Annotated in this window: 21 protein-coding genes and 1 pseudogene; 17 read left to right on the plus strand and 5 right to left on the minus strand. The window is 72.3% G+C overall.

Annotation, left to right across the window (positions count from 1 at the left end; translation table 11 throughout):
- Nucleotides 1-66: 66 nt before the first annotated feature.
- Nucleotides 67-552 (plus strand): annotated as a pseudogene (locus J0P97_RS03930) (gluconokinase); the annotation flags it as partial.
- Between the two features lie 66 nt (nt 553-618).
- A complete protein-coding gene (locus tag J0P97_RS03935) occupies nt 619-1,089 on the plus strand; it encodes a shikimate kinase (protein WP_215486480.1) in 471 nt (156 codons plus the stop codon).
- Here the strand turns inward: J0P97_RS03935 and J0P97_RS15730 are convergent.
- On the minus strand, nt 1,074-1,196 hold the full coding sequence (locus J0P97_RS15730; RefSeq protein ID WP_281423622.1) for a hypothetical protein: 123 nt from the start codon (nt 1,194-1,196) through the stop codon (nt 1,074-1,076). The two genes, J0P97_RS03935 and J0P97_RS15730, sit on opposite strands and share 16 nt — an antisense overlap.
- A 227-nt stretch (nt 1,197-1,423) precedes the next feature.
- On the opposite strand from J0P97_RS15730, the gene J0P97_RS03940 reads away from it, so the two are divergent.
- Nucleotides 1,424-2,053 carry a 50S ribosomal protein L25/general stress protein Ctc gene (locus tag J0P97_RS03940; RefSeq protein WP_215486481.1) on the plus strand — a complete coding sequence of 210 codons (630 nt, stop codon included), beginning with the start codon at nt 1,424-1,426 and terminating at the stop codon, nt 2,051-2,053.
- Nucleotides 2,054-2,135: 82 nt separating this feature from the next.
- The gene (gene pth, locus J0P97_RS03945) at nt 2,136-2,720 is read left to right on the plus strand and encodes an aminoacyl-tRNA hydrolase (RefSeq protein WP_215486482.1); all 585 of its coding nucleotides are present in this window, start codon (nt 2,136-2,138) and stop codon (nt 2,718-2,720) included.
- 21 nt (nt 2,721-2,741) lie between these two features.
- Here the strand turns inward: pth and J0P97_RS03950 are convergent, their stop codons facing one another.
- Nucleotides 2,742-3,332 (minus strand): hypothetical protein, encoded by a 591-nt coding sequence (locus tag J0P97_RS03950; protein WP_215486483.1) that lies wholly within the window; start codon nt 3,330-3,332, stop codon nt 2,742-2,744.
- A 76-nt stretch (nt 3,333-3,408) separates the two neighbouring features.
- Between J0P97_RS03950 and mfd the strand changes: the two genes are divergently transcribed.
- Both mfd and J0P97_RS03960 read left to right on the plus strand, forming a co-directional pair.
- The gene (mfd, locus tag J0P97_RS03955) at nt 3,409-6,990 is read left to right on the plus strand and encodes a transcription-repair coupling factor (protein WP_215486484.1); all 3,582 of its coding nucleotides are present in this window, start codon (nt 3,409-3,411) and stop codon (nt 6,988-6,990) included.
- A gap of 242 nt (nt 6,991-7,232) precedes the next feature.
- Nucleotides 7,233-7,832 carry a gamma carbonic anhydrase family protein gene (locus J0P97_RS03960; RefSeq protein ID WP_215486485.1) on the plus strand — a complete coding sequence of 200 codons (600 nt, stop codon included), beginning with the start codon at nt 7,233-7,235 and terminating at the stop codon, nt 7,830-7,832.
- Between the two features lie 14 nt (nt 7,833-7,846).
- On the opposite strand, the gene J0P97_RS03965 is transcribed toward J0P97_RS03960, so the two are convergent.
- Nucleotides 7,847-8,473: an NADase-type glycan-binding domain-containing protein gene (locus J0P97_RS03965; protein WP_215486486.1), complete on the minus strand. Its 627-nt coding sequence runs from the start codon at nt 8,471-8,473 to the stop codon at nt 7,847-7,849.
- 146 nt (nt 8,474-8,619) lie between these two features.
- On the minus strand, nt 8,620-11,292 hold the full coding sequence (locus J0P97_RS03970; protein WP_215486487.1) for a phosphoenolpyruvate carboxylase: 2,673 nt from the start codon (nt 11,290-11,292) through the stop codon (nt 8,620-8,622).
- 151 nt (nt 11,293-11,443) lie between these two features.
- Here J0P97_RS03970 and J0P97_RS03975 point away from each other — a divergent pair, with 151 nt between their 5' ends.
- The 3 genes from J0P97_RS03975 to hisS are packed head-to-tail and all read left to right on the plus strand — an operon-like array spanning nt 11,444 to nt 14,734.
- Entirely contained in the window at nt 11,444-12,640 is a 1,197-nt protein-coding gene (locus J0P97_RS03975) for a Na+/H+ antiporter NhaA (protein ID WP_215486488.1), read from the plus strand.
- The gene (locus J0P97_RS03980) at nt 12,637-13,422 is read left to right on the plus strand and encodes a nucleoside triphosphate pyrophosphohydrolase (RefSeq protein WP_215486489.1); all 786 of its coding nucleotides are present in this window, start codon (nt 12,637-12,639) and stop codon (nt 13,420-13,422) included. Before J0P97_RS03975 ends, J0P97_RS03980 begins: the two co-directional genes overlap by 4 nt.
- A 31-nt stretch (nt 13,423-13,453) precedes the next feature.
- Nucleotides 13,454-14,734, plus strand: a complete 1,281-nt coding sequence (hisS, locus tag J0P97_RS03985; protein WP_215486692.1) for a histidine--tRNA ligase — start codon at nt 13,454-13,456, stop codon at nt 14,732-14,734.
- Here the strand turns inward: hisS and J0P97_RS03990 are convergent.
- Complete coding sequence (locus tag J0P97_RS03990) at nt 14,718-15,965, minus strand: APC family permease (protein ID WP_215486490.1); 1,248 nt, start codon at nt 15,963-15,965, stop codon at nt 14,718-14,720. The genes hisS and J0P97_RS03990 overlap by 17 nt on opposite strands.
- A gap of 217 nt (nt 15,966-16,182) precedes the next feature.
- On the opposite strand from J0P97_RS03990, the gene J0P97_RS15485 reads away from it, so the two are divergent.
- The 8 genes from J0P97_RS15485 to J0P97_RS04035 all read left to right on the plus strand — a co-directional run bounded on the left by J0P97_RS15485 (nt 16,183) and on the right by J0P97_RS04035 (nt 23,807).
- Nucleotides 16,183-17,454, plus strand: a complete 1,272-nt coding sequence (locus J0P97_RS15485; RefSeq protein ID WP_282836892.1) for a GDSL-type esterase/lipase family protein — start codon at nt 16,183-16,185, stop codon at nt 17,452-17,454.
- Nucleotides 17,455-17,600: 146 nt separating this feature from the next.
- Complete coding sequence (locus J0P97_RS04005) at nt 17,601-18,026, plus strand: GntR family transcriptional regulator (protein ID WP_215486491.1); 426 nt, start codon at nt 17,601-17,603, stop codon at nt 18,024-18,026.
- On the plus strand, nt 18,023-19,027 hold the full coding sequence (locus tag J0P97_RS04010) for a DUF1648 domain-containing protein (RefSeq protein WP_215486492.1): 1,005 nt from the start codon (nt 18,023-18,025) through the stop codon (nt 19,025-19,027). The genes J0P97_RS04005 and J0P97_RS04010 overlap by 4 nt, the downstream gene beginning before the upstream one ends.
- A gap of 158 nt (nt 19,028-19,185) precedes the next feature.
- A complete protein-coding gene (locus tag J0P97_RS04015) occupies nt 19,186-19,869 on the plus strand; it encodes an O-methyltransferase (RefSeq protein WP_215486493.1) in 684 nt (227 codons plus the stop codon).
- A gap of 112 nt (nt 19,870-19,981) precedes the next feature.
- Complete coding sequence (gene eno / locus J0P97_RS04020) at nt 19,982-21,262, plus strand: phosphopyruvate hydratase (protein WP_215486494.1); 1,281 nt, start codon at nt 19,982-19,984, stop codon at nt 21,260-21,262.
- A gap of 41 nt (nt 21,263-21,303) precedes the next feature.
- Nucleotides 21,304-21,810: an FtsB family cell division protein gene (locus J0P97_RS04025; protein WP_215486694.1), complete on the plus strand. Its 507-nt coding sequence runs from the start codon at nt 21,304-21,306 to the stop codon at nt 21,808-21,810.
- 120 nt (nt 21,811-21,930) lie between these two features.
- On the plus strand, nt 21,931-22,455 hold the full coding sequence (locus tag J0P97_RS04030) for a DUF501 domain-containing protein (RefSeq protein WP_215486695.1): 525 nt from the start codon (nt 21,931-21,933) through the stop codon (nt 22,453-22,455).
- Nucleotides 22,456-22,469: 14 nt separating this feature from the next.
- Nucleotides 22,470-23,807: a S8 family serine peptidase gene (locus J0P97_RS04035; RefSeq protein ID WP_215486495.1), complete on the plus strand. Its 1,338-nt coding sequence runs from the start codon at nt 22,470-22,472 to the stop codon at nt 23,805-23,807.
- Nucleotides 23,808-23,851: the final 44 nt, after the last annotated feature.

Below are 23,851 nucleotides of genomic sequence, written 5' to 3' on the forward strand. Positions count from 1 at the left end.
GACGCGGCGGGCGAGCGCGCCCCGCCGCCGCGGGGCCGGCCGACCGCCCCGCGCGTGGTCGTCATGGGACCGAGCGGCTCGGGGAAGACGGCGATCGGCGCCGCTCTCGCCGTCGACTACGGCCTCGACTTCATCGACGCGGACGACCTGCATCCGGCGTCCAACGTCGCGAAGATGGAGTCGGGCGTCCCGCTCGACGACGAGGATCGGATGCCGTGGCTCGACGTCGTCGGCGCCACCCTCCAGGCTGCGCCGGGACTGATCCTCGCGTGCTCGGCGCTCGCCCGCCGCTACCGCGACCGCATCCGTCTGGCTGCTCCCGACGCGGTGTTCGTGGAGCTGCAGGTGTCCCGCGCCGAGCTGGATCGACGGATGCGCTCGCGCCAGCACTTCATGCCGCCGGCCCTGCTGGCCTCGCAGCTCTCGACGCTCGAGCATCTCGAGGCCGACGAGCACGGGGTCGTCATCGAGAACGACGGCGGCATCATCGAGGTCGCGGGGCGTGCGCGCGCCGCCCTCGACGCGCAGGAGCAGGCCGGCCGTTCGGAGTGACGTGCGGGTGCGGCGGACCCGGGGTGTCGCCCGGTCGGCGCAGCCTCCCGCCCGTACTCTCGACGCATGAGCAGGATCGTCGTCACCGGGCCGCCCGGATCGGGTGCCTCGCTCGTCGCCGCGGCGCTCGCCGCCCGGATGCGCGCGCGCACCGTCGACGGTGACGAGCTGCACCCGCCCCTGTCGCGGCGTCGTCAGCGCGAGGCGGGCGTCGACCGGGAGGCGTGGCTGCGCGCCGTCGTCCTCGTGTTCACGCGGGATTCCTCCGTCGTGATCTCCAGCGGTCTGCTCACCCGCTCGGACCGCGACCGCATCCGCGCCGGCGTGCGCGACGTGATCTTCGTCGAACTCGTCGCGGGGCCCGCGACGGCCGCCCCGAAGCCGCGCCGGTGGCGACGGGAGATCCCCGCCGCGCCGCGTCCGGTGGACCCGCTCGCGGCCGACGAGGCCGGAGTGCGGGTCGCCGACGACGCCGACCTCGGCTCTGTCGTCGAGCGCATCCATACGGCGCTCGCGAGCGCTCAGTCCTTGCGGTAGCCGGAACGGCCCAGCGAGACCATGGCGGCGACCGCGCCGACGGTCGCTCCGAGGGAGAGCAGACCGACGAGCCACATCAGTGCGTGCGACATCCAGCCGTAGTCCATGGGTCCTCCTGAGGTGCGGTAGGGGCGACGTCTTCATCGTAGCCGGGTCGCTGGTAGACTCGTGTCGTACTTCGGCGAGGGATGCCGCGTGCCGGATGTCACGACAGCCGGCGGTGCGCTTCCGTGATCGACGCGGTGATGCCTTGCGGGGCGTTTCCTCACGCGCGTGCGTTCGAGTCGAGACCAGAGCCAGCCAGTCAGGGCGCATCGCCCGCAAGGAGAAGAACATGTCCAACGAGACCGACACCCAGGTCGTCGCCGAGGTGCGCGAGAACTTCGGCAAGGGCTACGCCCGCCGCCTCCGTGCCGCGGGTCAGATCCCCGCCGTCATCTACGGCCACGGCACGGACCCCGTGCACGTGTCCCTGCCGGGCCACCAGGTCTCGCTGCTCATCCGCCGCGCCAACGCGGTCCTCGAGCTCAGCGTCGACGGCGCCCAGCAGCTCACCCTCGTCAAGGATGTCCAGAAGGACCCGGTGCACCAGGTCATCGAGCACATCGACCTCCTCGTCGTGAAGAAGGGCGAGAAGATCCAGGTCGACGTCCCGATCACCGTCGTGGGCGAGCCTTTCGCCGGCACGATCGCGAACCTGGACAACACCACGGTCGCGCTCGAGGTCGAGGCGACGAACATCCCGCAGAACATCGAGGTCGACGTCGAGGGCCTGGAGGACGGCACGCACATCACCGCCGCCGACCTCGTGCTCCCCACCGGTGCCTCGCTCGTCACCGAGGGGGAGACCCTCATCGTGGCGATCAGCGTTCCGGCCACCGATGAGGCGGACGCGATCGAAGCCGCCGACGAGGCCGTCGCCGAGGAGCAGTCCGAGGAAGCCGCCGAAGAGGCCGGCGAGTAAGCTCCGCCCCGTCCGCAGCCCGTCTCCACCGACACCGGAGGAGACGGGCTGCGTCGTCGACAGGCTCGGAAAGAGGGATCGCATGGCACAGACATGGCTGGTCGTCGGACTCGGCAACCCCGGCACCCGCTACGAGAACACGCGCCACAACGTCGGGCAGATGGTCGTCGCGGAACTCGCCGCGCGTCGCGGGGAGACCCTGCGCGCACACAAGGCGAACGCGCGCGCGAGCGAGACGTGGCTGCGCCCGGGCGGCCCGAAGCTCGTCCTCGCCACGCCGAACTCCTTCATGAACGTCTCCGGCGGGCCCGTCTCGCAGCTCGCGCGGTTCTACGACGTGCCGCCCGAGCGGATCGTCCTCGTCCACGACGAGCTCGACATCCCGTTCGACTCGATCAAGCTCAAGACCGGCGGGGGGCACGGCGGACACAACGGCATCCGCGATGTCGCGAAGGCGCTGGGCACCGCGGACTTCCCCCGTGTGCGGGTGGGGATCGGTCGCCCGCCGGGGCGTCAGGATCCCGCCGACTGGGTTCTCGATCCGTTCTCCGCCACCGAGCGCACACAGCTTCCGCTCGTGATCGGGGATGCCGCGGATGCCGTCGAGCAGCTGGTGGACGAGGGCCTGCTCGCCGCGCAGCAGCGACACCACGCGCCGCGCGTCTGAGAAGCATCGGCCGTCCGGGCGTCAGGCGGCTCCGGCGGCGATACCCGCGACCACGACGAGGCCGACGACGACCGCGAACACGAGGGGCCCGACCGCGGCGATGATCACGGCAGCGATGCCCTGGCCACGGCCGCGACGCGTCACGATCGCGGCGATGCCGAGGCCGAGCGCGGTGAGGCCGAGGACGGTGCCCGTCCAGTAGCCGATCTCCGCCCACAGCACGAGGCTGCGCACGGGGCTCAGCAGTGCGAGAAGCTCCTGCTCCGAGAGGTGCTCGAGGCCCGAGGGCGACACGCCGATGGCGTGCCGCATCGCCCCCTCCGCGGCGGCGAAGCCGGTGGCGCCGCTGAGGACGACGGCGAACACGACCGCGACGATCGCGACGACGAGGGCGACGAGCCCGAGCGTTCGCGGCCGCGGCGGCAGGGGAGCAGGCGCGCTGCCGAACGGTGCCCCGTAGACCCAGGGCTGGCCGTTCGGCACGGGTGGAGCGCCCGGGGAGGTCTGCACCCATCCGGTCGGCGGAACCTGCGGAGCAGAGGGAAGTGCGGGAGGCGCCGGGGGCACGGGGCCGCTCGGCACCGAGGGGGGCGTCTGCGGGTCCTGGCTCACACGCTCATCCTAGGCAGTGGGCCAGGACCCCGCCGGTCCCCGGAGCCGTGTCGGTGGGGCGCAATAGACTCGATGGGTGACAGTTTCCGGGATCGCGCGCGCCCTCACGCAGGCTCCGTCCGTGCAGCGTGCCGTGGAGGCCGCGCGTGTGGACACCGACTTCTCGATGGTCGCGGGGCTCGACGCCCCCGTCCTCGCGGCGCTGATGGAGGCGCGTCGCGCCTCGGGGGCCGCGCCGGCGGCGCTGCTGGTGGTGACCCCCACCGGCCGCCGTGCCGAGAGCATCGGGCCCGCGCTGGAGAGTCTCCTGCAGGACGCCACGGTGCGCCACTTCCCGGCGTGGGAGACGCTTCCGCACGAGCGACTGAGCCCCTCCACGGAGACGGTCGGCCGTCGCCTGGCGGTCCTGCGCGACGCCGCCGCATGGGACGGGACGGCGCCGCTGGTCATCACGGCATCCGTCCGTGGCGCCCTGCAGCCCCTCGCGGCGGGGCTCACCGCCGCGGGAACCCTCGAGCTCGCCGTGGGCGCGCGGGGCTACGATCTCGAAGCCGTCGCGCGCCGTCTCGTCGAGCTCGCCTACCTCCGGGTCGACATGGTGTCCCGCCGCGGCGAGTTCGCGGTGCGCGGCGGCATCCTCGATGTGTTCCCGCCGGTCGCCGACCACCCGTATCGGGTGGAGTTCTTTGGCGACGAGGTCGATCAGATCCGTGCGTTCTCGGTGGCCGACCAGCGCTCGCTCCCGGGCGACGTGCCCGCGGTGACCCTCCTGCCCGCCCGCGAACTGCTGCTCACGCCCGAAGTGCGGGAACGCGCGGCCGCGCTGCGCGACAAATTCCCCGGGCTCGCGGCGATGATCGAGAAGATGAGCGAGGGCATCCCCGTCGAGGGCATGGAATCGCTCCTCCCGGCCGTCGCCGACGCGGTGATGCCGCTCATCGACTACCTGCCGCGCGGCACCGCCGTCGCCCTGATCGATCCCGAGCGCGCCGTCACGCGGGCGATGACACTCGGCGACACCAACCGCGAGTTCCTCGAGGCGGCCTGGAGCGCCGCGGTCGCCGGCGCGGACACTCCCGTCGATCTCGGAGCCGGGGACTTCCTGACCCTGCCCGACCTCGAAGCCGCGACGCGTGCGCACGGCGGCGTGTGGTGGTCGTTCAGCGGATTCGATTCGGGGGAGTGGGATGCCGCGGAGGAGGGACTGCAGAGCAGCGACATCGTCCGCGTTCCCGCACGCGCCGTCCCCTCCTTCCAGGGCAACGTCGACGGCGCCACGGCTCATGTGGGCGATCTCGTCGCGGACGGGTGGAGCGTCGTCGTCGCGGCATCCGGCGCGGGCCTCGTCGATCGCGCGCGGGACGTGCTGTCCGAGCGCGGCATCGCGGCGCGGACGGCGGAGACCCTCGCGGCGCCGCCCGACCCGGGCGTCGCGGTGGCGGTCCTCGGGGCGCTCGAGAGCGGGTTCGAGCTCGCCGAGGCGAAGCTCGCCGTCCTCACGGAGGCCGAGTTCTACGGACGCACCGCCGGCACGGACGGCCGCGTCGTCAAGAAGCTCGCGTCGCGCCGGAAGAACGTCGTCGACCCGTTGCAGCTGAAGGCCGGGGATGTCGTCGTGCACTCGACCCACGGCATCGGGCGCTTCGTCGAACTCGTCCAGCGCGAGGTCTCCTCGGGCGGGCGCAACGCGGTCAAGACGACGCGCGAATACCTCGTGCTGGAGTACGCACCGTCCAAGCGCGGTCACCCGGGGGACAAGCTCTACGTCCCCACCGATCAGCTCGATCTCCTGAGCAAATACGTCGGCGGCGAGGCCCCCGCCCTGTCCAAGATGGGTGGCAGCGACTGGTCCGCGGCCAAGGGCAAGGCGCGCAAGGCCGTTCGCGACATCGCCGTCGAGCTCGTCAAGCTCTATTCGGCGCGGATGTCCGCGAAGGGGTACGCGTTCGGCCCCGACACACCGTGGCAGCGCGAGCTCGAGGAGGCGTTCCCGTTCGCGGAGACCCCCGACCAGCTGCAGACGGTCGACGAGATCAAAGCCGACATGGAGCGGCCCATCCCGATGGACCGGCTCCTCTCGGGCGATGTCGGCTTCGGGAAGACCGAGGTGGCGGTCCGCGCCGCGTTCAAGGCGATCCAGGACGGCAAGCAGGTCGCGATGCTGGTGCCCACGACGCTTCTCGTGAAGCAGCACCTCGAAACCTTCCAGGAGCGCTTCGCCGGGTTCCCGGTGAAGGTGCGTCCGCTCTCGCGCTTCCAGACGGACAAAGAGGCGCGCGACACCCTCGCCGGGATCACCGACGGCACGGTGGACATGGTCATCGGCACGCACCGCATCCTCACCGAGAAGGTGATCTTCAAGGACCTGGGCCTCATGATCATCGACGAGGAGCAGCGCTTCGGCGTCGAGCACAAGGATGCCCTGAAGAAGCTCAAGACGAACGTCGACATCCTCGCGATGAGCGCCACGCCGATCCCGCGGACGCTCGAGATGGCGGTCACCGGCATCCGCGAGATGTCGACGCTCGCGACCCCGCCGGAGGACCGGCATCCGATCCTCTCCTACGTCGGGGCGCGCAGCGACAAGCAGATCGCCGCCGCGATCCGCCGCGAGCTCCTGCGCGAGGGGCAGGTGTTCTACGTGCACAATCGCGTCCAGTCGATCCAGCGGGTCGCGGCGCACCTCGCGGAGCTCGTCCCGGAGGCGCGGATCGCGGTCGCCCACGGGCAGCTGGGGGAGCATGCGCTGGAGGAGATCGTCGACGGCTTCTGGGAGCGCAAGTACGACGTGCTCGTCTCGACCACCATCATCGAGACCGGGCTCGACATCTCGAACGCCAACACCATCATCATCGACCGTGCCGACAAGTACGGGCTCAGCCAGCTCCACCAGCTCCGGGGTCGCGTCGGACGTGGCCGCGAGCGCGCCTACGCCTACTTCCTCTACGACGAGCTCAAGCCCCTCTCGGAGACGGCGGCCGATCGACTCGAGACGATCGCGGTGAACAACGACCTCGGATCGGGCATGCAGGTCGCGCTCAAGGACCTCGAGATCCGCGGCGCCGGCAACCTCCTGGGTGCGGAGCAGGCCGGCCACATCGCCGGGGTCGGCTTCGACCTGTATCTGCGCATGATCGGCGAGGCCGTCGCGACCTTCCGCGGCGACGAGGTCGAGGGCCCGGCGGAGCTGCGACTCGAACTGCCCGTCGAGGCGCGCATCCCGGACAGCTACATCGACAGCGAGCGGCTGCGCCTCGAGGCGTACCAGAAGCTGTCGGCGGCGGCATCCCTCACCGCCCGTGACGACGCGCTGGATCTCGTCCGCGAGGAGCTCGAAGACCGCTACGGGACGGCGCCCGCCGACGTCGACGGACTGTTCCGCATCGCGCACCTGCGCCGCCGTGCCGCCCAGGCGCAGCTGTCCGACGTCGTCGCGATGGGTCCGAACCTCCGGGTCGTCCCCGCGCCCGCCTCGGACTCGCTGCGGGTGCGTCTGCAGCGCCTGTACCCCAAGTCGAAGGTGCTCTCCGGCGGCGAGGCGATGATCGTTCCGCTGCCCAACGCGGGCGGCGAGCCGCTCCCGGACGTCGATCTGATCGCCTGGGTCGCGCAGCTGCTCGATCAGCTCTACCCGCTGCCGCAGCCCGTCGACGCGTAGGGACGGGGTGCGTCCGAGGCGCCCTCGATGTCGGGGCCCCTCGTCATGATGGCGGGGAACAGGCGGGCGGCGGCGCCGCGGCGCCCGCCCACGTCGTGCCGCTGGATCGTCGCTCCATGTCGAGGCGAGCCGCACGCCGTTCTGACCCCGAGGCGCTCGATGCGCCGTCGGTGCCTGCGTCGATGCGCGGGCGCGCTCGACCTGAGAGACGGCGGGGGCCTACGCTGGCGACGGAGGTCCACATGCGGTTCGAGCACCTCGGGGCCCAGCCCCGCATCCACCCCGACGCCGTCGTCTCACCGACGGCGGTCGTCTCGGGCGACGTCACGATCGGCGCGGGATGCCAGGTGCTGCACGGCGCCGTCATCACCGCGGAGGGCGGTCCGATCACCCTCGGGGAGTACGTGATCGTCATGGAGAACGCGCTGATCCGCGCGAGCGCCACCCACCCCGTGCACATCGGATCGCACGTGCTCGTGGGCCCGACGGCGAGCCTGTCGGGCGCGGTCGTCGACGACGAGGTGTTCCTCGCGACGGGGGTGCGCGTGTTCAACGGCGCACGCATCGGCACGCGCTCCGAAGTGCGCATCGGCGCCATCGTGCACCTGCGCACCGTGCTGCCGCCCGATTCCGTCGTGCCGATCGGGTGGGTCGCCGTGGGCGATCCGGCGCGCGTCCTCTCGCCGGATCGCCATGAGGAGATCTGGGAGCTGCAGAAGGAGCTCGACTTCCCCGGCTACGTCTTCGGTCTCGACCGGGAGACACCCGACCTGATGATCCAGCTCACCGAGCGCTACGGCGCCGCGCTCGCCCGGCATCGGGACGACCGCCGCCTGGACTGAGCCGGACGCGGCGCTCACCTGCCCCAGAACTCCACTTCGCTGATGGCGGTATCGGCGACCGCCTGGGAGCCGCCCATGCTCGATGTCGAGCGGATCGTCAGGGTGACCGTGGCGGTGCGCCCCGGCAACGGGCGGAGCCGCTGGAACGTGGCCACCTCGTCGAGGGGCAGATCGGCCAGTACCGCGGTTCTGTTGCCGGCGTCGGTCGTGACATCGAGCTGTCGTACGCGACCGTTGAGCTCGTAGCGCGCCGCATTTTGCGCATATCCGTTCACGACGCACACCATCTGGATGTCCGGGCGATCGTCGAACGAGAACCGCAGCCACTCGCCGACGCCGTAGCCCGGCGCCGCTTCGACCCAGGCCGTTCCCGAATTCGTGTCGATCGCGTTGGATGCCGGATACGCGCCGTCGGCGTCGGAGTAGACCGTGTTGCCGCGCGTCTCCACGCCGGACGGCGTGATCAGCGCGAGATCCTTCGGGTCGTCGCACGTGGGCTCGCGGAAGAGGTCCCGCAGCCACCCCGACATCATCGCGACCAGGAACACCACCATCAGCGGGGCGACGATGCCGGCGAATGCCCCCTGCACAAGGGCGCGACCGAGCCACGGCTCTCGAGCACCGCTGCCCTTCGCGGCCATCTCATCCCCCCAGATCAGACCATCGCTGCACACCACAATGGCGCGCCGTGCGATCAGGCGCAAGGATCAGGCGAAGGGCGGTTCGGGAGGCTCGGCGAGTCTGCCGCGTCGAGCGCGAGGAGCCGGCGTTCCTCAGGTCTGCGGGCTCACCCCGTGTTCTGCAGCCCCGCCGAGACGCCCGACACCGAGAGCAGCAGCAGCCGCTGCCACTGCGGCAGATCGGCCTCCGCCACCTCGCCTGAGCGCAGGGCCCGAAGCGCGCGCATCTGCAGCAGCGAGAGCGCGTCGACGTAGGGGCTGCGCATCTTCACCGCGCGCTGGAGCACGGGCTTGTTCGCGAGCAGGCCGTCGCCGCCGGCGATCCGGATGACCCAGTCCTGCGTGAGGCGCATCTCATCGATGACGAGATCGGCGAGGTCGTCGCGGTCGCCGAGGTCGAGGTAACGTCGCGCGATGCGCACATCGGCCTTCGCGAGGCTCATCCCGACGTTGTCGATCACCGTGCGGAAGAGCGGCCATTCGTCGTAGGCGCGACGCAGGACCTCGGCGTCGCCGACCGCCGCGAGTGCCGTGCCGAGGCCGAACCAGCCGGCGAGGTTGATGCGGGCCTGGGACCAGGCGAACACCCACGGGATGGCGCGGAGGTCTTCGAGGGACTCCACCGACAGCCCGCGGCGCGCGGGGCGCGAGCCGAGCGCGAGGAGCCCGATCTCCTCCATGGGCGTGACGGTCGCGAACCACTGCGCGAATCCCTCCGCCTTCACGAGCGAGAAGAAGCGCTCGCGTGAGGCGACGTCCATCGTGGCCGCGACGTCCGCGTAGCGGTCGGCCGCGTCGCTGTTGCGCTTCTCGATCGACGGCGCGGAGGCCAGGAGCACCGCCGCGGCGACCTGATCGATGTGCCGCATCGCGATGCTCGGGTCGCCGTAGCGGGCGAAGATGACCTCGCCCTGCTCGGTGAGCTTGAAGCGCCCGTCGACGGAATGCGGCGGCTGGGCCAGGATCGCGGAGTTGGCGGGGCCGCCGCCGCGGCCGAGCGCTCCGCCACGCCCGTGGAAGAGGGTCAGCGCGATGCCGGCATCCTGCGCCCACGCGGCGATCTTCGCCTGCGCCTCGTAGAGGGCGAGGTTCGCGGCGACGGGTCCGACGTCCTTCGAGGAGTCGGAGTACCCGAGCATGACCTCGAGGCGGCGGTCCGTGGCATCCAGCCTGCTCGCGAAGTCGGGGTGCGTGACGATCTCGGCCATGATCCCGGGGGCGGCCTGCAGATCGGCGAACGTCTCGAACAGGGGGATGACATCGAGAACGGGCGGCGTTCCGCCGGGGCCCACCGCGTGGCGCGCGAGGGCGTGGACGGTCGCGAGATCGTCGGCCGACTGGGTGAAGGACACGATGTAGCGGCCCGCGGCATCCGGACCGTACCGGTGCTGGATCTGCGCGATCGTGCGGAAGACCTCGAGCACCTCTTCGGCCTGCGTGCTGAGCGCGTCGCCCGCCTCGCATTCGGCGAGGACCTTCGCGTGCACGGCGGAGTGCTGGCGAACCTCGAGCTCGGCGAGGTGGAACCCGAAGGTCTCGACCTGCCAGATCAGCTGCTGGAGGTGCCCGTACGCCTGGCGCGGGGCGCTCGCCGCGACGAGGGAGTCCTGCACGATCCGGAGGTCCTCGAGCAGCTCGCGCGGCTCGCGGTACCCGAGGTCGGCGTCGCGGCGTCGGGTGGCGACGATGCGGCGGGTGAGGAGGAGGAGTGCCCGCTTGTGCGGTTCGTGCGCGGCACGCTTCGTCGCATCGGCGGCGCCGTCCTCGTCCGCAGCTGCGAGGCGCTGCAGGAGCGCGGTCAGTCCGGCGCTCGGAGGCGTCGTGTCCTCCGCGAGCGTCAGGGTGTTCGCGATCCGACCGGCGGAGTTGGCGAGGCCGAGGAGCACGTGCTCCGCCGCGATGCCCGCCGCCTTCTTGGTCACCGATGCCGTGACGAACGGGTTGCCGTCGCGGTCGCCGCCGACCCAGGTGCCGAGGCGGACGAAGGGGCGGATGACGGGCGCGCGGCTGCCCGCGGCCGGACCCTGCAGGGCGTCGTCGACGCGACGGTAGACGTGCGGCACGGCGGTGTAGAGCGTCTCGTCGAAGACGGCCATGATCGCGCGCACCTCGTCGACGGGGGTCGGCTTCTCGGCGCGCAGCGGCGCGGTGCGCCAGAGCGTGTCGACCTCCTCGAGCATGCGGCGCTCGGCGCGGCGCTCGTCCGCGCCTCCCGCGAGCGCGGCGTCGTGCTCGCCCAGGAGCGCGACGAGGCGCCGGATGCTCGTCGACACGGCGCGGCGGCGTGCCTCGGTGGGGTGTGCGGTGAAGACGGGGTGGAAGCGGAGATCGCGCAGCCGACGAAGGGCGGTGTCGTCGCCGACCTCGGCGGACAGGCGCACGAAGGCGGCGGCGACCGAGTCGACCGCGTCCTCCTTGTCGGGGCGGCCGTCGCGCTCGCGCAGCACGCGCACGCGCTGGTGCTCCTCGGCGAGGTTGACGAGGTGGAAATAGACGGTGAAGGCGCGGGCGACTTCGTCCGCGCGCGCGATCGAGAACGAGTCCGCGATCTCGGCGGCCCGTTCGAACGCCTCGGCGGATTCGTCGGTGTAGGCGGCGATCGTCGCCTGGCGCAGCCGCTCGACGTCGTCGTACAGGCCGGGGGAGCCGCTCTCGCGCAGGACACGGCCGAGGAGGGCTCCGAGCATGCGCACGTCGGCGCGCATGCGTTCGGGGAGCTCCTGCTCGGCCTCGTAGCGTCCGACGAGGTCGATGGCTTCGGTGCGGGTCAGTTCGCGCATCCCTCCACGCTAACGCCCGGGTGTTTCCGTTATGTCACGCGTTACGATGGGTGGTGGTGTGCCGGGAAGTCTGGTCGGCGTCCTCGTCCGCGACCCGTCGGCGTCCCGTCGCGAACCCGCGGCGTCCGCCGCACAACCAGAAGGCAGATGCATGAGCCTGCTCCGTTCCGACCGCTTCCCCGCCGTCGTCCTCCTCTCCGCCGCCGCTGTCGGCCTCCTCGTCGCCAACACCCCCGTCGGGGGGGCGGTGGATGCCGCGATGCACGTGCACCTGGGTATCCCGGGCGTGTTCGACCTGTCGATCGAGCACTGGATCAAAGACGGCTTGTTGGCGGTCTTCTTCTTCGTCGTCGCCGTCGAGCTGCAGTTCGAGCTCACGAGCGGCGAGCTCAACTCGGCGCGCAAGGCGGTGCAGCCCGCCATCGCCGCGGCGGGCGGCATCCTCGTGCCGATCGCGGTGTTCCTCCTCTTCGCGGCGGGAACGGACAGCGCGTCCGGTTGGCCGATCCCCACCGCGACCGACATCGCCTTCGCCCTCGGCGTCCTCGCGGTGTTCGGCCGGGGGCTGCCTCCCGCGCTGCGCATCTTCCTGCTCGCGCTCGCGATCCTCGACGACATCGTGGGGATCATCTTCATCGCAGTGCTGTTCACGAGCGGCGTGAACCTGGGGATGCTCGTCGCGGCGGCCGTCGGGGTCGTCGTCTTCGGCCTGCTCAGTCGTCAGCTCGACACGCGCGGCCGGCGCCCGATCGCGGTCGCGCTCGTGATCGTCGCGATCCTCACATGGGCCTTCGTTGCCGTCTCCGGCGTGCACGCGACGATCGCGGGCGTCGCGCTCGGGCTCGCCATGGCGCAGAGCCCCGCCCTGCGGGTGCGGCACGCGCTGGAACCGTGGGTGAATGGGCTCGTGCTGCCGCTCTTCGCGTTCTCGGCGGCGCTCGTCGTGATCCCCTCCGTCTCTCCGAGCGAGCTCCAGCCTGCGTTCTGGGGCGTCGCGGTCGCCCTTCCGCTCGGCAAGATCATCGGCATCTCGCTGTTCGGCTGGCTGGCGCTGCGCATCGGCCGTGAGCGCGGAGCCGCGCCGGCGCTGCCGTTCGCCGATCTCCTGGCCGCCGGGGCGCTCGGAGGAATCGGATTCACGGTGTCGCTGCTCCTCGGCGAGCTCGCGTTCGCGCGCGATGCGCTGCTGCGCGACGAGGCGATCCTCGGCGTTCTCGCGGGTTCCGTCGTCGCCCTGGTCCTCGCGAGCGTCCTCGTGTCCTCGCGCGCACGTCACTATCGGCGCCGCGCACGCGCCGGGCGACCCGCATTCGAGGACGGGCCCCCGTCGGGGGCCGAGCCCGCATGAGCGCCGCCGACGATTCCGGCGCCTCCCGCGACGAGCTGCGGCGGGCGGCCGACACGATGCGCGCCGTCCGCGAGCGGTGCGTCTGGTCGCAGCGGATCACCCACGAGGATCTCGTGCCCTACCTCGTCGAGGAGTCCGCCGAGCTGATCGACGCCGTCGAAGTCGGAAGTCGCGCGGACCTCCGGGAGGAGCTCGGCGACCTCCTCTGGCAGGTGCTCTTCCACGCGGCCGTCGCTGCGGAGGACCCGGACGACCCCTTCACGATCGATGACGTCGCGGCGGGCCTCGCGGACAAGATGGTGCGGCGGCATCCGCATGTGTTCGGCGATGCCGTCGCGACCACCCCCGACGAGGTGCTCGTGCACTGGAACGCGGCGAAGGCGGCCGAGAAGCACAGCCGTCGCTCGGTGCTGGACGGCGTCTCGCCCCACATGCCCTCCCTCGCCCTCGCGCAGAAGCTCCTCGGCAAGGCCGCCCAGGTCGGCGTGACCCGCCCGGCCGCCGCCCTCCCGCTCCCCGCCCCCGCCGCCCCCGCCCCGCCCCTGACCGCGAGACACCACGGGGGCGCCGAGACACCGGATGTGGACCCGCGTCTCGGCGCGGAAACGGCGTCTCGCGGCGAGGCGGAGGACGAGCTCGGCGACGCGCTGCTCGCGCTGGTCGCGACGGCCCGCGAGCGCGGGTGGGATGCCGAGCGGGCGCTCCGCGGCGCGATCCGGCGGCTCGAGGGCGACGTCCGCGCGGCGGAGGCGCCGGCCCCGCCGGGCGACCTGGAACAATAGTCCTGTGGCATCCGTGAACCCGCCGCGCGGCATGCGCGACTTCCTCCCCGCCGACAAGGCCCGCCGCGAGCGCGTGCTCGCCGTCATCCGCGACCGCTACCGCGCGCACGGGTTCGACGAGATCGAAACGCCCGTCATGGAGGACTACGCGCGGCTGCACGCCGGCATCGGCGGCGACAACGAGAAGCTCGCGTTCAACGTCCTGAAGCGGGGGCTGGATGCCGCGGCGCTCCGGTCCGCCGCAGACGAGGAGGCCATCGACACCCGGGCGCTCGCCGATCTGGGGCTGCGGTACGACCTCACCGTCCCGCTCGCACGGTTCTACGCCACGCACCGCGCGGAGCTGCCGAGCGTCTTCCGGTCGATCCAGATGGCGCCCGTCTGGCGCGCCGAGCGGCCCCAGAAGGGGCGGTACCGCCAGTTCGTGCAGTGCGACATCGACATCATCGGCGATGCGGGCCCCCGCGCCGAGGCGGAGCTCCTCGTCGCGAGCCTCGACACCCTCGATGCGCTGGGACTGTCCGGCGGCACGATCCGCATCAACGACCGCCGCGTCCTGGACTGGATGCTCGGGCACTTCGGCTTCTCCGAGGCGGAGCGGCCCGGGGTGCTGATCACGATCGACAAGCTCGACAAGATCGGCTCGGAGGGGGTCGCCGCGGAACTCCGCGATCGCGGCGCGACAGCCGAGGCGGTGGATGCCTTTGCGGCGTTCCTGCGGCGGCCGCAGACGCTCGAGTTCCGCCCCTACGGCGAGGCGCAGATCCGCAAGGCCCTGCCGGACGGGGCTCCCGACGACGTCGTCGAGGGACTCGTGGCGATCGGCGCGGCGGTGGGCGCGACGCGTGCGGCGGCGGATGCCGTCTCCGGCGTCCCGCTCGTCTTCGATCCCTTCCTGGTGCGCGGGATGGGGTACTACACCGGGACCATCTTCGAGCTCGCCCACCCGAGCGTGGACTACTCGCTCGGCGGCGGGGGCCGCTACGACGGCATGATCGGACGTTTCCTCGGCCAGGACGTTCCGGCGGTCGGCTTCTCGTTCGGGTTCGAGCGGCTCGTCGACCTCCTCGAGGCATCCCCGGGCGACGGCGCGGCGGCGCTCGTCCTCGTCCACGAGCGCGACGTGCCGATCGGCGAGCTCGTCGTCCTGAAATCGACACTGATCGCGGAAGGCGCCCGCGTGCGCCTCGAGCAGCGGACGAAGAACCTCAAGGCCCTGCTCGAGCGCGCGGCCGCCGACGGATACACGTCGTTCGCGACCGTCGCGGCGGGTCAATCGCGGGGCGACCTCGAGGTCAAGCCGCTGTCCTGAGCCGCAGCGCCCGGTGGGCGATGCCGGCGGCGACGACGAGGATGCCCACGGCGACGCTCTGCCAGGGGAGTGTGAGCGCCAGCACGAGGCATCCGGCCGCGCCGAGCACCTGCAGAGGGCGCGGGTACCGGCGGGCGCCGGGGCCTTGCTTCCACGCGGCGACGTTCGCGACGAGGTAGTACAGGAGCACGCCGAACGACGAGAAGCCGATCGCCCCGCGCAGGTCGGCGACGGCGATGAGCGCGATCACGACGATCCCGAGTGCGAGCTCCGCGCGGTGGGGCACGTGTCGGCGCGGATGCACGGCCGCGAGCGCCGTCGGCAGGTCGCCCTCGCGGGCCATCGCGAAGGTCGTGCGCCCGACGCCGGCGATGAGGGCGAGGAGCGCGCCGAGGGACGCGACCGCCGCACCCACGCGCACCACCGGCGGCGCCCACGACCACCCGGCGGAGGCCGCGGCCGCGAGCGGCTCGGTGGAGGCCGCGGCTGCGGCCGGGCCGAGCGCGGAGAGCACCGTGACGGCGACGATCGCGTAGACGAGCACCGCGATCGCGAAGGTGAGCACGATCGCGCGGGGGATGGTGCGCCGCGGATCGCGGACCTCTTCGCCGAGCGTCGCGACGCGCGCGTACCCGGCGAACGCGAAGAACAGCAGCCCCGCCGACTGCAGGATGCCGTACAGGTCCCGTCCACCGGAGGCCGCGTCCGCGAGGGGCTCTGCCGCGGCGTGCGGCGCGGCGAGCCCCGCGGCCACCGCGACGGCGAGGCAGAGCAGGACGATGACGACGATCACGCGTGTCAGCTGCGCTGTGCGGGTGACGCCGAGGAGGTTCGTCGCGGTCAGCGCGACCACCGCGGCGATCGCGACGGGCCGCTCCGCTCCGGCCGGCGCCGCGTAGGCGGCGAAGGTCATCGCCATCGCTGCGCAGCTCGCGGTCTTGCCGACCACGAAGCCCCAGCCGGCGACGAAGCCCCACCACGGCCCGAGCTCGGCGCGCCCGTAGGCGTACGTGCCTCCCGCCACCGGGTGCGCTGCGGCGAGCTGGGCGGACGCGGTGGCGTTGCAGAAGGCCACGACCGCGGCGATCGCGAGCCCGACGAGCAGAGCGCTGCCCGCCGCCGCTGCGGCGGGCGCCCATACGGCGAACACCCCCGCTCCGATCATCGACCCGAGCCCGAGCGCGACGGCGTCGCCGAGTCCGAGACGGCGCGCGAGCCCGGGCGTGGTCATGCGCCGCACTGTAGTCCGTCGCCGTAGCCGCGTGGTGAACGGGGAGCGGCGGTGGCCGGTCACCCGACGTTCACCCGCGCACGGTGGACTGGCCCGCATGGAGCCGCAGTCGCGCCGTTCTCGCCCGGGTCGCCCGGGTCGCCCCCATCGCCGGAATCGCGCGGATCACCCGCATCGTCCGGCGGCGGGAGGCGAGCGCCGGCTGGCGCATCTCGCCGTGCGCCGCCTCGGCATCCTCGGCATCGCGGCGTCGGCTGCCGTCCTCGGCGGCGTCGCGGCGCGGGAGCTGCTGACCCGGCAGGCCGCGGTCGCACGGCGGCGCATCGGCAAGCCGCTCGGCGAGGTCGCGGTGGCGGCAGACCGGATCTGGCGGCCGCGGCTCGGCGGACGCCCCGTCGAGCTCCTCCTCGCGGGCGACTCGATCGCCGCGGGGCTCGGTGCGGAGCGTCCCAAGGACGTCCTCGGCGCGCGGATCGCGAAGGGGGTCGCCGCGTTCCTGCGTCGCCCCGTGCAGCTCCGGATCGTCGCCGCGGTCGGGGCCGAGTCGCGCGACCTCGTCCGTCAGCTCGACCGTCTGCCCGCGGGGTACACGCCGGATGTCGCGGTGATCATCGTGGGCGGCAATGACGTGACCCACCGCACGCCGGTGCTCACGGCGGCGGCTCAGCTGCAGGATGCCGTGACCCGGCTGCGCGCGATCGGAGCGGAGGTCGTCGTCGGCACGTGCCCGGACCTCGGGGCGCTCCGGCCGGTGCCGCAGCCGCTCCGGAGCATCGGCGGGCAGGCATCCCGTCAGCTCGCCCGCGCCCAGTCGACGGCCGCGAGCCGGGCGGGCGCCCGGGTCGTCTCGCTCCGTCGCGCGGTGGGCCACCTGTTCGTCGCGAACCCCGACGACATGTTCAGCCTCGACCGGTTCCATCCGAGCGCCCTGGGCTATCGGCGCACGGCCGAGGCGCTCGTTCCCGAGGTGGTCGCCGCCCTCGCGGTGGCGGCAGGCGAACCCCGTGGTCGGACTGTGGCACCCGGCGCGGTGATGCGTCAGGATGCTGTCATGAGCCTGCACGTGCGCACGAGCCTCCCGAAGAACGGTCCCGCGACCGCCATCGAACTCACCGACGCACAGGTCGCCGAGCTCGGCGGGGGGAGGACGGCGCCGGTACGCGTGCGCATCGGCGCGCGCGAAGCACGGCTGCGTCTCACCGTGATGGGCGGCAAGAACCTCATCGGGATGTCGAAGGCGGCGCGCGCACAGCTCGGCGTCGAGATCGGCGACACCGTCGATGCGCAGATCGAGCTGGATGACGCTCCACGCGAGATCGAGGTGCCGGGCGACCTCGCCACCGCGCTCGAGGACGCGGGTGCCCGCGGCACGTTCGACGCGCTCGCGCCGTCGCGCCGCAAGGAGCACGTGCGGGCGGTCACCGAGGCGAAGACGGCCGAGACCCGCGCGCGCCGCGTGGCCGCCGTCATGGACGCGCTCCGCGCGTAGGCGGCCCCAGGGGGCGGTGGGGCGGCGTTCGTCCGGCGCGGCACACGGAAGCCCGAGGCGGATTCGTGGCGTCCACGCCAGGTGAGCGCCACCGGGTCGCAGGGGCAACTGTTCTAGTTGTCATAGAATGGATGCCAGGAGGACCCATGCTGATCCGCACCGATCCATCGCGCAGCGCGCCGCTGTACACGCAGATCGCGGCATCCGTCCGCGCAGACGCCGTCGCAGGCCGCGTCCATCCCGGGGATCGGCTCCCGTCGGCGCGGGAGGTGGCGAACGCCCTCGACGTCAACCTGCACACGGTTCTGCACGCCTATCAGCAGCTGCGCGACGAGGGTCTGGTGCAGATGCACCGCGGGCGCGGAGCGATCGTGACCGACCTCGCTGCCCGGCTCGCCGGACTGCAGCACGACATCACCGCGCTCGCCGCCCACGCCCGTGACAGCGGTCTTTCGCCGGACGCCCTTGCGGCGCTCGTCCGGCACGCGGCCGAACTCCACCCCGCCGATCCGAACCCGGCCGACATCGCGGCCGACAACTTGGCCGTCGACCTCAAGGAGATGTCCCCGTGACCACGCGTGCCCCCTCGGCCGTCCGCCGATTCGTGATCGTCGCCGTGCTCCTCCCCGCCGTGATCACCGCGCTGTCCGTTCTGGTGCAGCTCTGGGTCACGCCATCCTCGCCCGATCCGATCGCGATCCACTGGGGCGTCTCCGGGCTGGCCGACGGGTTCGGTCCCGTGTGGGTGGCGCCGGTGACCACGGCCGTCGTGGGGATCGGTGTGCCGCTCCTGCTCTCGGCATCCGCGCTCAACGGGCTGCGCCGTGGCGACCGGGGCGCCGCATATCGATTCATGGGGGCGCTCGCGGCGGCGATGTCGGTGTTCATCGGCACCCTCGTCGCGGGCTCCGTTCTCATCCAGCGCGGCCTCAGCGACGCCGCCGAGGCGCCCTCGATCCTTCCGTCGCTTCTCCTGAGCGGGGTCCTCGGCGTGGCCCTCGGCGTCGTGGCGTGGTTCGTCCAACCGGCCGAACACGCGTCCAGAGGCGCGGTCGAGGTCGTGGCGGCGCTCGACCCGCCCCTGGGCGCGGACGAGCGCGCAGTCTGGCTGCGCACCGTGCGTCTGGGTCGCTCCGGACTCATCGTCCTCGCGAGCGCGCTGCTGATCCTGATCCTGGTCGCAGTCATCACGCTCGCGGTGAGCGGCAGCGCGGCGGCGACGGTCATCACCGTGATCGTCGTCGTGCTGATGGCCGCGACGATCGCCGCCACGTCCGTGTTCCACGTGCGGGTCGACGCCGACGGACTCACGGTCACCTCAGCGACCGGTTTTCCGCGCGTCCACGTGCCACTGGAGGACATCCAGCGGGTCGAGGTCGTGGAGGTCGTCCCGATGGCGGAGTTCGGCGGCTGGGGGCTGCGCTGGGCGCCCGGCGGCGGCTTCGGCGTCGTGATGCGGTCAGGTTCCGGTATCCGCGTCCATCGGGCCGGCGGACGGGTGTTCACGGTCACGGTCGATGACGCCGAGAGCGGCGCCGCGCTCCTGGAGGCGCTCCGCGTCCGCAAGGCCTGACCCGAAGCCGCCCCGGGCCGCGTTCATCCGGCGCGGCCCGCGGAAGCCCCGCGGCGAATCCCCGCGTTCGCACCATCTGAGCGCCGCGCACGCGCCCGCACCGCAGCGCACCACACGCGCCCGTTGACGCGGCGGCGCGCCGCGGGTTGGGTGGACCTATGGACGAGTTCGACCCCGACACCGCGCGCGCTGTCGATCGCTACCTGGTCGACACTCTCGTCGGCGCGGATGCCGTGCTGGATGCCGCCGTCGCGGCGCAGCACGCCGGAGGCCTCCCCGACATCGAGGTCGCCCCGACCGGCGGGAAGCTCCTGCACCTGCTCGCGAAGGCGATCGGGGCGCGCCGCGTGCTGGAGGTCGGGACCCTCGGCGGCTATTCGACGATCTGGCTCGCGCGCGGCCTCCCGAGCGAGGGGCAGGTCGTCACGATCGAGGCGGAGCCCGCCAACGCCGCGATCGCGCGCGCGAACATCGACCGGGCCGGGGTGGGGGAGCGGGTCGAGATCCGCGTCGGCCGCGGCGAGGACGTGCTGCCGACCCTCGCCGGGGGCGACCCCTTCGACCTCGTCTTCATCGACGCGGACAAGGAGTCGAACACGCTCTACCTCGACTGGGCGGCGCGGCTCGGGCGCTCGGGCGCCCTCGTCGTCCTCGATAACGTGGTCCGCGCCGGACGCATCGTCGACCAGACCGACGACACCAGTCAGGTCGCCGGGGTGCGCGCAGGGCTGGAGATGCTCCGCAGCGACCCGCGGTTCGACGCGACGGCGCTGCAGACGTGGGATGCCAAGGGGTGGGACGGCGTCGCGATCGCCGTCCTCGTCGGCGACCCGGGCAGCTGATCCGATCAGTTGATCCGGCCGCGCCCCCTGTGTCCTCGGCATCCGCATCACTATGCTCGGAAGCGGACCGACGACGCTCCGAGATCCACCTTCCACAAACAAGGAGTCCCCTGTGGCACTGATCGAGGCTGTAGGCGCACGCGAGATCCTCGACTCGCGTGGCAACCCGACCGTCGAAGTGGAGGTGCTCCTCGACGACGGAATCGTCCAGCGGGCAGCCGTCCCCTCCGGCGCGTCCACCGGCGCGTTCGAGGCGTACGAGCTGCGTGACGGCGACAAGAGCCGCTACGGCGGCAAGGGCGTCCTGAAGGCCGTGAACGCCGTCATCGACGAGCTCGGCCCGGCGATCGAGGGCGTCGACGCGAGCGAGCAGCGCGTCATCGACGAGATCCTCATCGCGACCGACGGCACGGAGAACAAGTCGCGCTGCGGTGCGAACGCCATCCTCGGCGTGAGCCTCGCTGTGGCGAAGGCCGCGGCGGACGCCGCCGACCTGCCCCTGTTCCGCTACCTCGGCGGTCCGAACGCGCACGTCCTGCCCGTGCCGCTGTTCAACGTCATCAACGGCGGCGAGCACGCCGACAACGGCATCGACTTCCAGGAGTACTTCCTGGCCCCGATCGGCGCCGAGACCTACGCCGAGTCGCTCCGCTGGGGCACCGAGGTCTACCACGTCCTCAAGGGCGAGCTGAAGGCCGCCGGCTTCAACACCGGCCTCGGCGACGAGGGCGGGTTCGCACCCGACCTGCCCAGCAACCGCGAGGGTCTCGACTTCCTCATCAAGGCGATCGAGAAGGCCGGCTTCACGCCCGGCAAGGACATCGGCGTCGGACTCGACGTCGCCGCCACGGAGTTCTTCAAGGACGGCGTCTACACCGTCGAGGGCAAGGCGTGGTCGGCCGAGAAGCTCACCGACTACTTCGCCGACCTCGTCGCGAACTACCCGGTCGTCACGATCGAGGATGCCCTCGCCGAGGACGACTGGGACGCGTGGAAGCACCTCACCGACGCGATCGGCGACAAGGTCCAGCTCGTGGGCGACGACCTGTTCGTCACGAACCCGGTCCGCCTCCAGAAGGGCATCGACCTCGGCATCGCCAACGCGCTGCTCGTCAAGGTCAACCAGATCGGCACGCTGTCCGAGACGCTGGACGCCATCGCGCTGGCGACCCAGAACGGGTACCGCTCGATGCTGTCGCACCGTTCCGGCGAGACCGAGGACACGACGATCGCCGACCTCGCGGTCGCGGTCAACGCGGGCCAGATCAAGACCGGCGCGCCCGCTCGCAGCGAGCGGGTCGCGAAGTACAATCAGCTTCTGCGCATCGAGGAGGAGCTCGGCGACGCCGCGGTCTTCGCGGGCCGCGCCGCGTTCCCCCGTTTCAAGGGCTGACGCGCACAGACGCTGAACGAGAGGGGGGAGCCGTGGCACGGATGACGGCTCCCCCCTCTCGCGTCTCCGCGCCGCCCGCATCCGTGCACTCCGCGCGTCGGGTGGACGTGCGCGAGTGGGCCGGCGGGCTCCGGTTCTCGGCATTCACGGGGATCATGCTGGGCCTCGTCGTCCTCGCCGTGTTCGTGCTCGCACCCGCCGTGAGCACGTACGTCTCCCAGCGCCAGCAGATCGCCGCGCTCCAGCAGTCGGTGACGCTGACCTCCGACGAGGTCGCCGCGCTCACCCAGCAGAAGGAGCGCTGGGCAGACCCTGCCTACGTCACCTCGGAGGCGCGGGCGCGGCTGTACTACAAGCATCCCGGCGAGACGGTGTACCTCGTCGACGACGACCTCCCGGCCTCCTCGATCCCGCCGGACCAGCTGCCCGTCAGCGACGACGTCACCGAGACGCGATCGGACTGGATGTCGCAGCTCGTGCGGTCGGTCGCCTGGGCGGGCTTGGCTCAGACCGCCGTCGGGCCGGATGACGGCACAGGCACAGGCTGACGAGCTCGGACGGGTCGGCGGCGCGTCATCCGGCCCAGCGTGCCGTCAGGCGACCCCGGTACCCTGGATGATGTGCCGCACCCGACTCTCAGCCCCGCGACCGACACCGACCTCGCCGTGATGCGCGAGCAGCTCGGACGGCCGATGCGCGGCGTCGTCGGCATCGCGGCGCGCTGCGTGTGCGGCAACCCGACCGTCGTCGCGACCGAGCCGCGCCTTCCCGAGTCAGCGGGCGGCGCGCCGTTCCCGACCTTCTACTACCTGACGCACCCCGGTGCGACGGCAGCCATGTCGGCGCTCGAAGCCGGACAGGTCATGCCGGAGTACGCGGCCCTTCTCGCCACGGACGAGACCGTCGCGCGGGCGTACGCGGCGGCGCACGAGGCGTACCTCTCCGACCGTTCCGTCTACGGGGAGGTCCCGGAGATCGCAGGGATCTCGGCGGGCGGCATGCCGACCCGGGTGAAGTGCCTGCATGCCCTCGCCGGGCACGCCCTCGCCGCAGGCCCGGGCGTGAACCCGATCGGCGACCTCGCCCTCGCACGCGGCGGCTGGTCGCCCGAGCGCTGCACCTGCGCGACCCCCGGCGCCGGCCTCGCCCGCCAGGACGAGGCGCGTCCGGAAGCGGCGCGGGACTCGGTGTGAGGATGCGGCGGCTGATGACCCGACGCGTCGGCGCCGTCCGGCGCGCCGCGCTGGCCGCCGTCGTCGCGGGGCTCCTCATCGGCGCAGGAGCGGTCCCCGCTGCCGCGCAGTCGGGTCCGCTCCTCGGGGGAGCGGCCGTGCCGATGGTGGATCCGACGCCCGCACCCGGCGCCGACCCGGCTCGGGCCGCGGAGTACTGGCTCGACGAGTACGGCGTGCGGAGCGCATGGGCGACGACGCGCGGCAAGGGGCAGACGATCGCGATCATCGACACCGGCATCGGCCGAAACCCGGTCGAATTCGCCGGCGCAGTGACCGGCGGAGCGGACTTCTCCGGACTGGGCGCGTCCGACGGCCGCAAGCCCGTCGGTGCCGTCGACGGCAACCACGGCAGCTGGGTGGCCTCGCTCGCGGCGGCGCGGGGGACCGGCGCCGACACCGGGATGATCGGCGTGGCGCCCGAGGCCAGCCTCCTCTCGATATCGATCGGTTTCGGCGCCTCGGCATCCGTGCCCTTCGTCCAGCAGGTCGCTGACGCGATCCGCTGGGCGGTGGACAACGGCGCCGACATCATCAACCTGTCCTTCACGACCAACACCCTCAGCTGGGATCCGCTGTGGGACGACGCGTTCCTCTACGCCTTCGATCACGACGTCGTGGTCGTCGTCGCGGCGGGGAACAAAGGCAGCGGCACCGACGAGGTCGGCGCTCCCGCAACGATCCCCGGGGTCCTCACCGTCGGCGGGGTGAACCGCGCGGGCGTCGCGAGCGACCAGGCGTCGACGCAGGGCATCACGATCGGCATCTCCGCGCCCAGCGAGGAGCTGCTCGGCGTGTCGGCCGATGGTCAGCTCGTGCAGTGGAACGGGACGAGCGGCGCCGCGCCGATCGTCGCCGGCATCGCCGCCCTCGTGCGGGCGGCCCACCCGGACCTCGACGCGAACAACGTCATCAATCGGATCGTGCGGACGGCGCGGTCCACGCCGCAGTCGACCGCGAATCCGCAGCTGTACGGCAACGGGCTCGTGGATGCCGGGGCGGCCGTCACTGCGAGCGTCGCCTCGGTCGACAAGAACCCGATGGGCGACCTCGCCGAATGGGTGCGGCTCTTCCGGCGGGCCGAGCCGGGACCTCGGCCGCAGCCCACGTCCTCCCCGGTGACGATCCCCGAGCTGCCTGCGGCGGAGGCCGCACCCGTCGTGTCGCCGCTCCTGCCGACCGCCGACACCCTGCGGTACGGGACGGTGCCGCTCGCCGGGCTCACCCTGGCCGCTATACTGGTGGCGCTCGGTGTCACTGCTGCTGCCCGGCGCATCAGATCGGAGCGGGCTCAGCGCGCTTCGAGCCGTTGATTCAAGGAGTCCTGCCACCTGTGAGCAACACAGCCAGCACCGCA

Source organism: Microbacterium flavum (assembly GCF_018717645.1).
GTDB lineage: Bacteria > Actinomycetota > Actinomycetes > Actinomycetales > Microbacteriaceae > Microbacterium > Microbacterium flavum.

Bases quoted from the DNA above. Each gene is read 5' to 3' on its own strand.
- J0P97_RS03965 (WP_215486486.1), bottom strand. From the start codon at position 8,473: ATGGCCGCGAAGGGCAGCGGTGCTCGAGAGCCGTGGCTCGGTCGCGCC.
- J0P97_RS04005 (WP_215486491.1), top strand. From the start codon at position 17,601: ATGCTGATCCGCACCGATCCATCGCGCAGCGCGCCGCTGTACACGCAG.
- J0P97_RS04030 (WP_215486695.1), top strand. From the start codon at position 21,931: ATGCGCGAGCAGCTCGGACGGCCGATGCGCGGCGTCGTCGGCATCGCG.
- J0P97_RS03940 (WP_215486481.1), top strand. From the start codon at position 1,424: ATGTCCAACGAGACCGACACCCAGGTCGTCGCCGAGGTGCGCGAGAAC.
- hisS (WP_215486692.1), top strand. From the start codon at position 13,454: ATGCGCGACTTCCTCCCCGCCGACAAGGCCCGCCGCGAGCGCGTGCTC.
- J0P97_RS04015 (WP_215486493.1), top strand. From the start codon at position 19,186: ATGGACGAGTTCGACCCCGACACCGCGCGCGCTGTCGATCGCTACCTG.
- J0P97_RS04025 (WP_215486694.1), top strand. From the start codon at position 21,304: ATGACGGCTCCCCCCTCTCGCGTCTCCGCGCCGCCCGCATCCGTGCAC.
- pth (WP_215486482.1), top strand. From the start codon at position 2,136: ATGGCACAGACATGGCTGGTCGTCGGACTCGGCAACCCCGGCACCCGC.
- J0P97_RS03935 (WP_215486480.1), top strand. From the start codon at position 619: ATGAGCAGGATCGTCGTCACCGGGCCGCCCGGATCGGGTGCCTCGCTC.
- J0P97_RS03970 (WP_215486487.1), bottom strand. From the start codon at position 11,292: ATGCGCGAACTGACCCGCACCGAAGCCATCGACCTCGTCGGACGCTAC.
- J0P97_RS03980 (WP_215486489.1), top strand. From the start codon at position 12,637: ATGAGCGCCGCCGACGATTCCGGCGCCTCCCGCGACGAGCTGCGGCGG.
- J0P97_RS03960 (WP_215486485.1), top strand. From the start codon at position 7,233: ATGCGGTTCGAGCACCTCGGGGCCCAGCCCCGCATCCACCCCGACGCC.
- J0P97_RS03990 (WP_215486490.1), bottom strand. From the start codon at position 15,965: ATGACCACGCCCGGGCTCGCGCGCCGTCTCGGACTCGGCGACGCCGTC.
- J0P97_RS03975 (WP_215486488.1), top strand. From the start codon at position 11,444: ATGAGCCTGCTCCGTTCCGACCGCTTCCCCGCCGTCGTCCTCCTCTCC.
- J0P97_RS15730 (WP_281423622.1), bottom strand. From the start codon at position 1,196: ATGGACTACGGCTGGATGTCGCACGCACTGATGTGGCTCGTCGGTCTG.
- J0P97_RS04035 (WP_215486495.1), top strand. From the start codon at position 22,470: ATGACCCGACGCGTCGGCGCCGTCCGGCGCGCCGCGCTGGCCGCCGTC.